Source organism: Streptomyces sp. NPDC088766, assembly GCF_044750845.1.
Classification (GTDB): Bacteria; Actinomycetota; Actinomycetes; order Streptomycetales; family Streptomycetaceae; genus Streptomyces.
Genome location: NZ_JBIVKQ010000028.1, coordinates 12,149 through 24,813, shown reverse-complemented (window position 1 = coordinate 24,813; position 12,665 = coordinate 12,149). Strand labels below are relative to the sequence as shown.

General features: G+C 71.1%; 15 protein-coding genes. 7 read left to right on the top strand and 8 right to left on the bottom strand.

Going from position 1 to position 12,665, the window contains the following annotated elements; translation table 11 throughout:
• Positions 1–11: 11 nt before the first annotated feature.
• From ACIP5W_RS30215 to ACIP5W_RS30180, 8 genes are all read right to left on the bottom strand, one after another.
• Entirely contained in the window at positions 12–425 is a 414-nt protein-coding gene (locus tag ACIP5W_RS30215) for a hypothetical protein (RefSeq protein WP_363087823.1), read from the bottom strand.
• Positions 422–877, bottom strand: coding sequence for a hypothetical protein (locus ACIP5W_RS30210; RefSeq protein WP_401480302.1), 456 nt, complete (start codon positions 875–877; stop codon positions 422–424). The genes ACIP5W_RS30215 and ACIP5W_RS30210 overlap by 4 nt, the downstream gene beginning before the upstream one ends.
• Positions 874–1,356, bottom strand: coding sequence for a hypothetical protein (locus ACIP5W_RS30205; RefSeq protein ID WP_401480300.1), 483 nt, complete (start codon positions 1,354–1,356; stop codon positions 874–876). The genes ACIP5W_RS30210 and ACIP5W_RS30205 overlap by 4 nt, the downstream gene beginning before the upstream one ends.
• A gap of 93 nt (positions 1,357–1,449) precedes the next feature.
• Positions 1,450–1,803 carry an SH3 domain-containing protein gene (locus tag ACIP5W_RS30200; RefSeq protein WP_401480298.1) on the bottom strand — a complete coding sequence of 118 codons (354 nt, stop codon included), beginning with the start codon at positions 1,801–1,803 and terminating at the stop codon, positions 1,450–1,452.
• A 149-nt stretch (positions 1,804–1,952) separates the two neighbouring features.
• Complete coding sequence (locus ACIP5W_RS30195) at positions 1,953–2,699, bottom strand: hypothetical protein (RefSeq protein ID WP_401480296.1); 747 nt, start codon at positions 2,697–2,699, stop codon at positions 1,953–1,955.
• A gap of 19 nt (positions 2,700–2,718) precedes the next feature.
• Entirely contained in the window at positions 2,719–3,204 is a 486-nt protein-coding gene (locus ACIP5W_RS30190; protein ID WP_401480294.1) for a hypothetical protein, read from the bottom strand.
• Positions 3,201–3,752 carry a DUF4913 domain-containing protein gene (locus ACIP5W_RS30185; protein ID WP_401480427.1) on the bottom strand — a complete coding sequence of 184 codons (552 nt, stop codon included), beginning with the start codon at positions 3,750–3,752 and terminating at the stop codon, positions 3,201–3,203. The genes ACIP5W_RS30190 and ACIP5W_RS30185 overlap by 4 nt, the downstream gene beginning before the upstream one ends.
• 245 nt (positions 3,753–3,997) lie before the next feature.
• On the bottom strand, positions 3,998–4,753 hold the full coding sequence (locus tag ACIP5W_RS30180) for a site-specific DNA-methyltransferase (protein WP_363087817.1): 756 nt from the start codon (positions 4,751–4,753) through the stop codon (positions 3,998–4,000).
• A 470-nt stretch (positions 4,754–5,223) separates the two neighbouring features.
• Between ACIP5W_RS30180 and ACIP5W_RS30175 the strand changes: the two genes are divergently transcribed.
• The 7 genes from ACIP5W_RS30175 to ACIP5W_RS30145 all read left to right on the top strand — a co-directional run bounded on the left by ACIP5W_RS30175 (position 5,224) and on the right by ACIP5W_RS30145 (position 12,544).
• Positions 5,224–6,351: a C40 family peptidase gene (locus ACIP5W_RS30175; RefSeq protein ID WP_401480292.1), complete on the top strand. Its 1,128-nt coding sequence runs from the start codon at positions 5,224–5,226 to the stop codon at positions 6,349–6,351.
• 120 nt (positions 6,352–6,471) lie between these two features.
• Positions 6,472–6,786, top strand: a complete 315-nt coding sequence (locus tag ACIP5W_RS30170; RefSeq protein ID WP_359911876.1) for a DUF6112 family protein — start codon at positions 6,472–6,474, stop codon at positions 6,784–6,786.
• Complete coding sequence (locus ACIP5W_RS30165) at positions 6,786–7,472, top strand: hypothetical protein (RefSeq protein ID WP_401480290.1); 687 nt, start codon at positions 6,786–6,788, stop codon at positions 7,470–7,472. Before ACIP5W_RS30170 ends, ACIP5W_RS30165 begins: the two co-directional genes overlap by 1 nt.
• Positions 7,473–7,507: 35 nt before the next feature.
• Positions 7,508–8,878 carry an ATP-binding protein gene (locus ACIP5W_RS30160; protein WP_401480288.1) on the top strand — a complete coding sequence of 457 codons (1,371 nt, stop codon included), beginning with the start codon at positions 7,508–7,510 and terminating at the stop codon, positions 8,876–8,878.
• A gap of 81 nt (positions 8,879–8,959) precedes the next feature.
• Complete coding sequence (locus tag ACIP5W_RS30155) at positions 8,960–10,432, top strand: SCO6880 family protein (RefSeq protein ID WP_401480286.1); 1,473 nt, start codon at positions 8,960–8,962, stop codon at positions 10,430–10,432.
• Positions 10,433–10,539: 107 nt separating this feature from the next.
• Positions 10,540–11,001, top strand: a complete 462-nt coding sequence (locus ACIP5W_RS30150) for a DUF6238 family protein (RefSeq protein ID WP_363087812.1) — start codon at positions 10,540–10,542, stop codon at positions 10,999–11,001.
• Between the two features lie 28 nt (positions 11,002–11,029).
• Complete coding sequence (locus ACIP5W_RS30145) at positions 11,030–12,544, top strand: VirB4 family type IV secretion system protein (RefSeq protein ID WP_401480284.1); 1,515 nt, start codon at positions 11,030–11,032, stop codon at positions 12,542–12,544.
• Positions 12,545–12,665 lie beyond the last annotated feature (121 nt).

The following is a 12,665-nucleotide window of genomic DNA, read 5'->3' as shown; positions in this document are numbered from 1 at the left end:
GCGCCACCAGGTCAGCGGCTGTGTGCCGCGCTCGGCGCCGCACAGGGCGGAGCGGTTGCAGGGGCCGCGGCAGGCGGCGGAGGCGGCGCCGGGGCTGGGATGGGGGCGAGGCTGCGCAGGACGGCAGTCACCGACGTGGCCTGGACGTCGCGGACGGCAACGGCTTCGGCGAGCCGGCGCGCACCGTCCAGGAGGTGGGAGACCTCGTGCCGGTCGATTGGCCGCTCGGGATGGAGAAGCCGGGTGAGGTGCTCGCGGTGGAAGGCGATGCTGCGTTCGGCGCCGGCGAGGTGCTCGTGCATGCCGAGGAGGGCGCAGAGCATGCCGGGCGGCTGGTCCTGGGCGTGGGCTCGGAGATCGGCGAGCGGGGCGCCGTACAGGTCCTCGATCCGTCCGGCGATCTCGGTGGACGTGAGGTGGGTCAAGCAGGCTTTCCGGATCGGGGGCCCCGGGCCGCCCCGGCACGCGGCGGTGCGGGGGCGGCCGAGGTGGGCAGGGTCACGGTGGCCCGGGGCTGTGTCGTGCGCACGGGCCGGGCCGGCTGGCCGGGCGGGGGCATGGTGCGCAGCAGGTCACCGAGGGCGGCGCGGTAGCCGTCGCGGGCCTCCAGCGCGGCCTCCAGCCACTGCGCGTCGAAGCGGAGCTTGTCCGCCGACAACTCGCCCATATCGCGGTCGGGGTTCATGTCCGCGTGCACGCGGTCACGGACACGGGCGACCTGCTCCTCGGTCAGCGCCAGGAAGGAGCGCAGTTCCAGGGCGCGGGTGAGGACGGGAGAGGCGTCGCGCGCGACAGCGGCCTCGTGCAGTTCGGGCACCGGGCTCCCGAAGACCTGCTGGAGGTCGATGTCCATGGTGCTGGCCTTGGCCGGACTCATCGGCCCGGCCTCCCCGCTCGCACCGCCGAGGCGGGAGCGGACACTCCACTGGGTTGGTGGGGAGCGCTGGTCTGCACCGCCGGCCCTGTTCGGGGCCGTAGGCGGGCCAGCCGTTCGGCGGCCAGATCCCTCCTCCCCGGCGCATCGGGATCGAGGAACCACTTCACGACCATGGCCCGGCCGTCGCGAGTCGTGACGGCAGCGTTCACCTGATGGGCAAGGTCCATCGTCGGGTCGTCGACCTCGCTGGGCTGGGTCTGGAGCGCGGCGAGGAGGTCGTCCTCCGTTCGGTCGAGCACCGACTGGGCCTCGACGAGAAGACCGTGCCACTTGACGACATCGGTGGCATCCGGATTGGCGGTCGGCGCGGCGGCGACTGCGGCCTTCAGCTGGTCCAGACCCATACCGAAACGCGCTTCGATCCGTTCGGTGAGCGCGCCCACGACATCTTCAGCGTCATCGGATATGCGCTCGGGCAAAGGGAAGCTCCCATTCTGGAGAGGAGGGGCGTAGGACCGGGCGAGGAAATGGCGGGCCTCGACGTCTTGGGCGTACGGGAACCGATGAGCCTGTCAGTCGAGGCACATGCGGACGTCGCGGTAGACGTACGTGCCGGAGACCCAGCCCTTGACGCCGGTGGTCTTGTCAGTGATGTAGAGCCAGTTGCCGCTCTTCTTGGAAACGCTGAACTTGTGGCTCTTGTAGAGCACGCCCAGGGCGGTGGACGACGCGCTGGCCTTGGACCGGATGGTCACAGCGCTGGTGTGCACCTCGTACGGCAGCGGCGGCAAGTTCTGGCAGCTGACCGCGGGGGCGGCAGTCGCCGCCGTGGGTACGGCCGCCGCACTCGCGCTGGTGGCGAAAAGCGCCGGCAGAGCCAGCGTGCCGAGCAGAGCGGCCGACACGGCGATTCGGGTGGAGCGCATGCGGAAGGAACCTCCATGAGGCAAACGGGGGTTGCGTGAAAGGGCGCTGCCGGTTGTCCCGGCGGCTGCATCAAGAATCCGGAGAATCGCCGGTTTGGCTAACCGGCGATCGTCGGCTATGTTGCGCCCGCCATTGCCAGTTGCCGGCATTAGAAGAGACGTCCGGGTACGCGCACAGGCGGAGCCTTCGGTACAGCAGATGGACGTGCGGGCGTGGTTGACCGGCGGACGGGCGGCAGCGGACCGGCATTTCCAGCGAGGCGGTCTTCGCCCCATTGCAGGGCTTCACCGACAGAGGAGAATCCGCCCTCGCGCAGCGTGTAGGTCCATGCGTTGCTGTCGACCCCTTCGACTACCACGCGAAAGGGGCTGGGCGCGTGCTCGTCCAGGGCCCGCAGCACGACGATGGTGACCATGTCCTCGGGATCGTCGCGGGTGTAGGAGTAGCCCATCGCGTAGTGGTCGCCGTCGCCGGCCAGGCGCCGCTCCAGCGACCGGGTCGTCTCGTCGGCGGCAGGGGGGCCGAGGTCGGGGTTGAGGGTGATGGCGTCGGGGCGGCATCCGCGGTGGATGAGCCAGGACTGCGCGAGGGCCGGCAGCGGCAGGACGGCCTGCTCGAAGGCGAACGTGCGCTGCTCCAGGTCCCGTCGAAGGTGCACGGCACGGTAGGCCGCGGTGCCGGGATGGTCGAAGGTGGCGGTTCGGTCGAAGAGGACGAAGTAGCTGTGCACGCCGTTCGCCGTGTGGTGTTCGGCGAGCGGCACCAGCATGTCGGCGTCGCCGACCTGCTGGTAGAAGTCGAGGAGGACGTCCTCGTCGGCGTTGAGGTGATCCACCTCGAAGGCGGCAGATTCAGGGGTGGACGCTCGGTCGGGCGCCGGTTCGCTGGACGGCAAGAGGGCCTTTCGCGCGGGGTCAGCGGGCGTGCCGGGAGGCGGGCGAGTGCGCGGGCCGGGGCAGACCCGGTACCGGGCTGGGCGCCGGGCCGGGCCGGGGTACGGGCCCGCGGATGGTCAACTGGGGGGAGCGGGAGCGTGCCGCGTGGGTACGGGCGCTTACCGGCCGGCGGGTCATCCCCAGCCGCCGGCCGACCTCGTCGTAGACGTCATTGCCTGCCCTCGGCAGGAGAGCCACGACGTGGATCTCCTTGTGGTGCACGGAGTCCGCGGGTGCCTGGCGGACTCCGTAGACGACGCGCCAGTCCTTGCGCGCGTCCACGAACAGCTTCCGGTACCCCTCCAGGTCACCGTCCAGGCGCAGCCCGAAGCGTTGCGCGTTCACGACCTCCTGGAGGTAGGCGAGGGTGATGTCGCGGATGTGGCTGGGGGCCTGGAGGAGGTCGGTCAACGCGCGAGGGTCGAAGCTCAGGCCGAAGGCGGGCTCTCCTGCTCCCCCGCTCATGGCGTCGGCTCGTCCGGCTCGGTGGTGCCGACGGCTTCGGCGGCGGACGCCGCCTCGGTGCGTATGGACGGCAGCGGGCCGGGCAGCAGGCGGTGCGCAGGACGCTCGGGAGAGGTCATGCACGCCGACAGCGGGCCACCCGGCGCGCGGATGGCAGCGACCGCGTGGGTGAGGAAGTCCCGGTGCCACACGAACAGGCCGCTCAGCCCCGATTCGGGGTCCTTGTGCTGCTGATAGGCGAGCCAGAGGGCGTGGAGCCAGGCCACGACGTCGTCGTGCTCCTGCCACTGCAGGCACCAGGGGGCCGCGGTGGTGACCTCCGCTCCGTAGACGGGAAGGAAGAAGTCGTCCACCCAGTCGCTGAGGGCGTCGAGTTCGTCTTCGCGTTCCTCCCCGTCCAGCTCCAGAATCGGCCGGGGCTCCGGCGGAGCGGCGGGAGCCGGTCCACCGAAGCCCGGCATGCCGAACGCCGCGAACGGGGATTCACTCGGCGGTGGAGCGGAGGCGAGATGGTCCAGCTGCTGGGCCTGCTGCGCCGACTGCTCCATGAGCCGCCGCACGCTCGCCTCGATCCCCTCCAGATGAGGGTCCGGGACGCGGACCGGCTCCAATTCCCCGCCTGCTGCGGGTTCTACGGATTCGGGCATGAAAGAGTACGGCCTCCTACGAGACGCGAAGTGATGGTGGGCGAAAGCAGCGGCGTACACACGGATGGCGAAGTACCGGTCACATCAACGGCCGTTCGGCATTCGACGGCGTGCGCCGCCTCCGGAATCGGGTACGCCGCAGCCGCCTATCCGGTGAGGCCCACGTCGTCCTGGGTGAGGGTGGCGCGGATCGTCTCGGTAAGCCGGTCGGCAGCGATCGACGCATAGTGCTCGGTCTTCTCGACGCCGATGAAGTCGCGGCCCTCCAGCAGGGCGGCCACGCCGGTGGATCCGGAGCCGGCACAGAAGTCGAGGACGGTGCCTCCCTCGGGGCTGATCTTGACCAGCTCACGCATCACCTCCACCGGCTTCTGCGTGATGTGCTGCCGCTTCGCACCGGAGGGCTGCGATGCCGAGTACAGGCCCGGCAGGTAGACCGGGTTGCGTGAGCCGTCGATCGGGCCCTTGGAGGCCCAGACGATGAACTCGCAGTTCTGGGTGAAGCGGCCCTTCTGGGGCCGTGCGGCGGGCTTGTGCCAGGCCAGCACCCCGCGCCACAGCCATCCGGCGGCCTGGATCGCGTCCGTCGTGGTCGGTAGCTGGCGCCAGTCGGTGAACAGCAGACTCGTCCCGCCGGTCTTGGTCAGGCGGTGGGCTTCGGTCATGATCTGCGTCAGCCAGAAGCCGTAGCTGCGCTGATCCATGTTCTCGCCGGTGAAATCGGGAAGTTCATTCTTCGCATCGGCGGAGGTGTACTTCTGCTTGGCGGAGCGGGTCGTGCGTTCCTTCGCGGTGCGCCCGCCGGAGTTGTACGGCGGGTCGGTGATGACGGAGTCGACGCAGCCGTCCGGCAGGCCGGTGAGGACAGCCAGAGCGTCGCCCTGGTGGAGGGAAAAAGGCAAAGAGGAACCCCAATTCGGGTGCGGAAACACGGAAAGAGACTGCCGCCTCGCACAGGTCCTCGCGGGCCGAATACGGGCATGCAGAAGCCCAGGGCCGCGGACCGAGGAGGGCAAGGGGAGTCCAAAAACTGTAGGGCCGAATTAGCCGACGACCAAGAAGTGCCCGCCGAGGGGTCGGATTCCGGCACCCCGCACTGACTTTTTGGTCAACCGCCGATCCGCACCTACTGTTTTTGAACCGCCCTGCGCACACCGCCGTTGGCTACTCCCGCCCCACCTAGCTCACCACCCGGGCCACGCGAAGCGAGCGGCAGCTCGCCCCGCCGGCCCTGCCTCCGATCGCCCCGGCCCGCCGCACCCTTCCACCACGCCCTGCGTACGCGGTGTGCCGGACACCACCGAAGGACCTGCATGACTTCTCGTTACCCACCCCTGCCCAACGTCGCTGGCCGGCGAGCGGTCCGCTCGGGTTGAAGGCCCTCGCCGCCGGCATCGGCGTCGTCTTCCTCTCCCCGATCCTCCTGGCCGGCACCGGCATGATGCTGGCCTCCTCCGCCGAAGCTGTGCAAAGCAACGGCACCCTCAGCAACTGCCTGACGGACCTGGATTCCAGCGAGATCGCCGACCAGGTCTCCAAGCTCCTGGATGGCGCCTCCGGTGAGGACGTGCACATCGAGGGCCTGGACCTGCCCGCTGAGCAGGTCCCCAACGCCCAGACCATCGTGGCCGCCGGCCTCTCCCTCGACGTCCCGAAGAAGGGGCAGATCATCGCGCTCGCCACGGCGATGCAGGAGAGCCGGCTGCGCAACCTGAACTACGGCGACCGCGACAGTCTCGGCCTCTTCCAGCAGCGCCCCTCCCAGGGCTGGGGCAGTGCCGAGCAGATCCGCGACCCCACCTACGCCTCCGAGCAGTTCTACAAGCACCTGCTCAAGGTGAACGGGTGGCAGCAGATGACCGTCACTCAGGCCGCCCAAGCCGTCCAGCGATCCGGCCTGCCGGACGCGTATGCGCAGTGGGAGGACCTGGCCACCGCACTGCAGTCCGCCATCGTCAAGACCTTCCCGGGCGGCAGTGACGCGGAGGGCGCGGACGCCGACCAGGACAAGGAGCCCTCGACCTCGACCGGCTGCACGCCGGGTCAGGACGGTTCCGGGTTCGGCCGCATCCCCGAGGGCAGCGTCCCCAAGGGCTACTCGATCCCCAAGGACGCCGACCCGAAGGCCCGCAAGGCCATCGCCTGGGCGATGCAGCAGCTCGGGACGCTCTACCAGTGGGGCGGCTCCTGCACCAACGCCCACGGCCCCGACCCCATGGCCCGTTGCGACTGCAGCTCGCTGATGCAGCAGGCATACGCACACGCCGGCATCCAGCTCACCCGCACCACGTACACGCAGGTCGGCGAAGGCAAGGCGGTCTCGCCGTCGAAGCTGCAGCCCGGTGACCTGATCTTCAGCCGCGGCAGCGCCGCACGGCCGGAGCACGTCGGCATGTACACGGGCGAGGGTCTGCTCATCGAGGCGCCGCGCACCACCAAGCCGGTCCGGATCACGCCGATCAAGGACTGGACGATCCTCGCCGCCCGCCGCGTCCTCTGACGCCGCCGCCCGCCCGCTCCGATCGGGCGAGGCCACCTCGCGGCCCCGTTCCGCGCCCCTCCGCTTCCCCTTTCACCGGCCCTCGCTCGGCCCGCGTACGCAAGGAGCCTCCTCACCCCTATGCATGTCCCCCTCGCCGACCGCGTCATACAGCTCGCCTACGACCCCGGCATCACGCCCAAGGGCGGCGGCCTTCCCGGCCTGAGCGTGCTGAAGACCGTCGTCAGCTCGATCAATCTCTTCGGCATCGTGGCCGTCGTCGGCGCCCTGGCCGTCTCCCTCGGTGTGTGGGCCTGGGGCCACCACACCGGCGGTCACCAGGCCGAGGCCAACGGCAAGAAGGGCGCCATGGTTTCCGCGGGCGCCGCCCTGGGCCTGGGCGCCGCCAACGGCCTGGTCGCCTTCTTCTCCAACCTCGGATCGCAGATCCAGTGATGAAGAACCGACTCCCCTCCCTCTCCTCCTACGGTGCGGGCTGGTCAGCGAACCGGCGCATCGCCGTCGTCGCTGTGGTCGTCGCCGCGCTGCTGGCCCTCGCCGGCGTCGTCGCCGTCGTGACCGGCAGCGGGGAGGACCACCAGGCTCCAGCGACCACCGCCCCCGCTCCGACCAGCAGCCCATCTGCGACCGAGGCAGCCCCCGAGCCCTCCTCCAGGTCAGGATCGGTGCCCAAGCCGCCGCAGATCTCCGAACCGGTCGCCTACGCCAAGGCAGCAGCCCAGATGCTGTGGTCCTACGACACCCGCGACACCAGCCGCGACCAGCAGCTCGCCGGCATGCACACCTGGATGACCACCGAGACCACGTACGCCGACTGGACCTCGGTCTCCGGGCAGGTCCCCGACCCGGTGCTCTGGTCACGGATGGCCGACCAGGACCAACACGCCACCGCCCACGTCACCGAGGGCCACTACCCCTCCGCGTTCAAGCAGGCCCTCGCCGACGATCCGTCCGCGATCACCGAGGCGTACATCTACGTCGTCACCGTCAACGGCAAGCAGCAGATCGTCTGGAAGAAGGGCGGCGGCGGCGCCGAGGAACGGGCCCTGACCCTCGCCGTGCAGTGCCGCCCGAACCAGGACTGCGCCCTGGCCGCCCTCGCCCCGAACGTCACGCAGTGACCCGCGCCTAACCACACGAAAGGAGGAGCAACCCCGTGGGTTTCTGCGACTTCCCCCTGGCGGACAAGCTGTGCGCCGTCGGCGACGCGGTCGACTTCGCCACCGACCCCGGCAAGGCCATCGGCGACTGGATGGCGAAGTCCGCCGGCGAACTGGCCGCCGCAGCAGCCGATCTCGCCGCCGAGGCGGTCAACACCACCACCAAGGTCGACCTGAACGCCTCGTGGTTCGTCGACAACTACGAGATGCTGCTGCCCCTGGGCCTGGTCCTGCTGGTCGCCACCTTCTCCGCACAGCTGGTCCGGGCCGCCATCCGACGCGACGGCCAAGCCCTCACCCTAGCCTTCACCGGCACCATGTCAGGCGTCCTGTTCGCCTTCTGCGCCATCTCCCTGACCACCGTCGCCATCGAAGTCGTCGACGCCATCAGCGACGGACTGTTCAAGGCCGCCAACCTGAACATCGAGACGGCGGTGCGCCGCATCGTCAAGGTCAACCAGATCGGCGCGCTCTCCGGCCTGGGCTGGCTCGTGCCCGTCGTCGCCGGACTCGGCGCCGCCATCGGCGCATTCCTCTACTGGTGCGTGATGATGGTCCGCAAGGTCGGCATCCTCGTCATGGTCACCCTCGCCGTCTTCGCCTCCGCCGGCGGCGGCTGGGAGGCCGCCCGGCGCTGGCGCAAGGGCTGGATCGAAGCCACCGCCACCCTCGTCGTCTCCAAGCTCCTGATGACCGTGATCTTCGTCCTCGGTATCGCCGCCATGGGCAAGACCGAGGCCAAGGACGGCATCGCCGCCCTGGCCGACGTCATGTCCGGCATCGTGATCATGGTCCTGGTGCTGCTGTGCCCGTACGCCGTGTTCAAGTTCGTGCACTGGGCGGCGGACGGCACCGATGGCGAGTCCATCCACCGTGCCGGCGGCGCCGGAGCCCAGATCGCCAAGGCCCACGCCGAGAAGGCCGCCCGCAAGGCCGCCGCAGCCGCAGCCACCGCAGGTACCGGTGGCGCAGCCGCCGGAGCGGGCGCCGCACCGCAGGGTCCCGATGTCGGCGGAGGCTTCCCCGGCGACATCGCGGCCAATCCGACCGGCGGAGACGACGCAGGCAAGGAAGGCCCGCAGGGCGGCGGAACAGGCGCCTCACTCGGTGGCAACGCCCTCAAGTCCGGACTGGAGAAGGCCATCCAGCCCGCGCCGACCAGCGTGTCCGACGACACCAGCGGCCAGGTGGGCGGCAGCCCCGGGCCGGGTGGAGCCGAGACGAACGCCGCCTCCGGACAGGGATGTGGGTGGCAGTCCACGCCGCCGACCACCACCCCGCCGCCCCAGGGCGCGCCCCCGTCCTCCGGATCGCAGAACGCCCCGTCCAGCGGGTCGAGCACACCGCCGCCTCCGGCCGGCCTCTGACCCCCTGCCCGAACACCGGGGGCGGGACGTGCCCCGCACCTCCCGCCCCCGGATTCCACCCGCGCCTCCAGGACCCACTTCATGACTGATCTGTCCGTCGCCCCGGTCACGGTGAAGTTCCCGCACCGTTCCCGCCGCGGCATCCTCCTCGGCCTCTCCCTGCCCCAACTTCTGCTCGTGTCCGCCACGCTGGCTGTGCTGCTGCTGACCGTGATCTCCACCGGGCTGCTCGGCGCCGCCGCCCTGGCCCCTCTGTGGGCGGCGTCCGGCGCGCTCGTCGCCATCCGTCGGCACGGACGATCCCTGATCGACTGGGCGCCGATCGTCACCCGCTACGCGCACCGCCGCCGCACCGGTCAGACCCTCTGGCTCGCCCGGCCCGTCACCCGGCCCCGGCAGGACGGCATCCTGCACCTGCCCGGCACCACCGCCTCCCTGAAGGTGGTCACCCCCGGCGACTCCGCCAACGGCGCCGCGGCCGTCCACGACCCGCACCAGCAGACCCTGACCGCCATCGCCCGCGTCAGCTCCCGCGCCTTCGCCCTCCTGGACCCCGCCACGCAGAACCACAACGTCTCAAGCTGGGGCCGCGCGCTGGCGGGCATCGCCCGCACCGGGCACATCGCCACCGTGCAGGTCCTGGAACGCACCGTCCCCGACAGCGGCGACACCCTCACCCGCCACTGGACCCACCACGGCCAGCCCCAGACCCCGGTCGCCGGGCAGATCTACTCCGAGCTGGTCGCCTCCGCCGGACCCGCCGCCGCACCGCACGAGACCTACCTCGCCATCTCCCTGGACCTCAAGGCCGCCCGGCGCCTGATCAGCCAGGCCGGCGGCGGGCTGCCGGGGGCGTTCACCGTCATGGAGCAGACCACCGCCTCCATCGCCCAGGCCGCCCGCAACGCCGGCCTCCACGTCACCGGGTGGCTGACCGCGAGGGAGATCGCCGCCGTCATCCGCACCGCCTACGACCCGGCCGCCCTCGCCGCCCTCCAGCAGTGGTCCGAGACCGGCCGCGCCGAGGCCGACCCGGCCGCCGCCGGGCCCGTCGTCCAGGTCGAGGAGTACGACCGCCTGGCCACCGACAGCGCCCGCCACGCCACGTACTGGGTGGAGAACTGGCCCCGCACCGAGATGGGCGCCGGATTCCTGCACGGGATCATGTTCACCGCCGGCGTGCGCCGCAGCCTCTCCCTGATCTACGTTCCGCAGGCCCTGGAGTCCGCGCTGCGCGACGTCCAGCGGCGGAAGGCCGCGATCATCGCCGACGCCAACGAACGCTCCCGCCGCGGCCAGGTCGACAGCGAGGAAGACTCCGTCGAGTACGCCGACGTCAAGCAGCGTGAGCGCCAGCTCATCGCCGGGCACGCAGACGTGGCCCTGACCGGCCTGGTCACCGTCACCGCCGACACCGACGGCCTCCTGGACGCCGCCTGCGCACAGATCGAAACCCACGCCGTCACCTCCGGCGTCGACCTGCGACGGCTCAACTACCAGCAACCCGACGCCTTCACCCTAAGCGCACTGCCCCTCGCCCGCACCGCCCTGTGAACCCGCCCCCTGTTCACCGGCCAGCGTCCCTGCCCACAGCCCTTCGCTCATCCGCGACACGAGCACCCGTCGCCGCCCCTGCCGCCCGGCAGGAAGGACCACCACCTTTGACCTCCCCCGCATCCCCGGAGGACGCGCACCCCTACCTGCGCGCAGCCAGCGCCGGAGTCCGACACCACACCCGCGCCCTCCGCCCGCCGGACGCCCTACCGCCTCGGCCGGCCGACCGGCAGCACCTGGACGCACTCCACGGCCACCTCACCGCCCTGCTCCACCTTCTGGACCGCCTCGCCAAGAACACCCGCCCGCCCCACCCGGCCGCCGGCCGACACCTGGCCACTGCGCACACCCACCTCTGGCAGGCCACCAGCAACGTCCACAACGCCTTCCACCTGCTGCCCACCGGCACCGCAGCGGACGCCGAACAGAGCACCTGCAGCCCCGACCGACTGCCCGAAGGCCCGCCGGTGCTGACGATCTGCCAGCGCCACCTCGCCGCCGGACACATCGTCCGCCGCAAGACCACCCCCAGCGACCTCCGCACGCACACCACCACCTGCGTGCGATGAGCACCACCCGCAGAATCGAGGGCCCCCGATGAGCCACCGGCCCGCCCGCCGCGCACGCCGCGCCTCCGCCTCCCCGCTGTTCACCCCGCACGGCACCGACCGCGCCAGCCGCAAGGCCGCCCGCCGCCAGCTCGCCGAAGCCACCGCCAAGGCCCGCGCCGAAACCGGCACCCACTCCGCCCAGGCCACGAGCCCCGAGCACGAGATGCCCGCCCCGCTCCACCCGGCCGGCGGACGCCCCGGCCCCGCCTCCGCCCGCGGAAACCGACTCAAGCTGCCCGCCCACCGCATGACCACGGCGGTGGCCGCCGGCGCGTACCCCTTCCTCGCCGAAGGCGGCCTCGGCGCCGAGGGCATCTACATCGGCCGCGACGTCCACGCCGAAGCGAGCTTCGTCTTCGACCCGTTCGCCCTGTACGGCAAGGTTGAGGGCTTCACCAACCCCAACCTGCTGCTCGCCGGCGTCATCGGCCAGGGCAAGAGCGCGCTCGCCAAGTCCTTCGCGCTGCGCTCGATCGCCTTCGGCTACCGCGTCTACGTCCCCTGCGACCCCAAGGGCGAATGGACACCCGTGGCCCAAACCCTCGGCGGACGGTCCGTCGCCCTCGGCCCGGGTCTGCCCGGACGGCTGAACCCCCTGGACGCAGCCCCGCGACCAGCGAGCGTCTCCGAAGCGGACTGGGCCGGGGAGATCCGCAAGCGGCGACTGCTCCTGCTCGGCTCCTTGGCCCGCACCGTCCTGGGCAGAGACCTGATGCCCATGGAGCACACCGCCCTCGACGTCGCCCTCGACGCCGTCGTCACCCGTGCCGACGCCACCGGCCGCACCCCGCTCCTCGGCGACATCGCCGCCACGCTCAACGACCCCGACGCCCTCGATGAGGCCGCCGGGATGATGTCGGGGCGGCTCGGCGACGCCGCCCGCGACCTCGCCCACGCCATGCGCCGCCTCGTCTTCGGCGACCTGGCGGGCATGTTCGACGCGCCCTCCACCGTGGACTTCGACCCGACAGCGCCGATGCTCACCATCGACCTCTCCCGCCTCGGCGGCTCCGGCGACGACACCGCGCTGGTCCTGGCGATGACCTGCGCCTCCGCCTGGATGGAGAGCGCCCTCTCCGACCCCGACGGCGGCCGGCGCTGGATCGTCTACGACGAAGCCTGGCGCCTGATGCGCCACGTCGGCCTGCTCCAGCGCATGCAGGCCCAGTGGAAGCTCTCCCGCGGCCTGGGCATCGCGAACCTGATGGTGATCCACCGGCTCTCCGACCTTCTCACCGCCGGCGACGCCGGATCACAGGGACGCGCCCTCGCCGAGGGCCTCCTCGCCGACTGCTCCACCCGGATCATCTACCGCCAGGAAACCGACCAGCTCCACGCCGCCGCCACCCTCCTCGGCCTGACCTCCGTCGAGATGGACGCCATCGCCCACCTCAACCGCGGCCGGGGCCTGTGGAAGGTCGCTGGACGCAGCTTCATCGTCCAGCACCTCCTCCACAGCCACGAACTGGCTCTCTTCGACACCGACGCCCGCATGCACTGACACGGCGTCGAGTTCCCCAGAGGGGGAACAAGCCCGCGTCGACATGGCCAGTATCGCGCCCTCGATCAAAGCCGTCCTTCACGAGGGCATCGACGACGCGGACTACGTCACCATCCGCAAC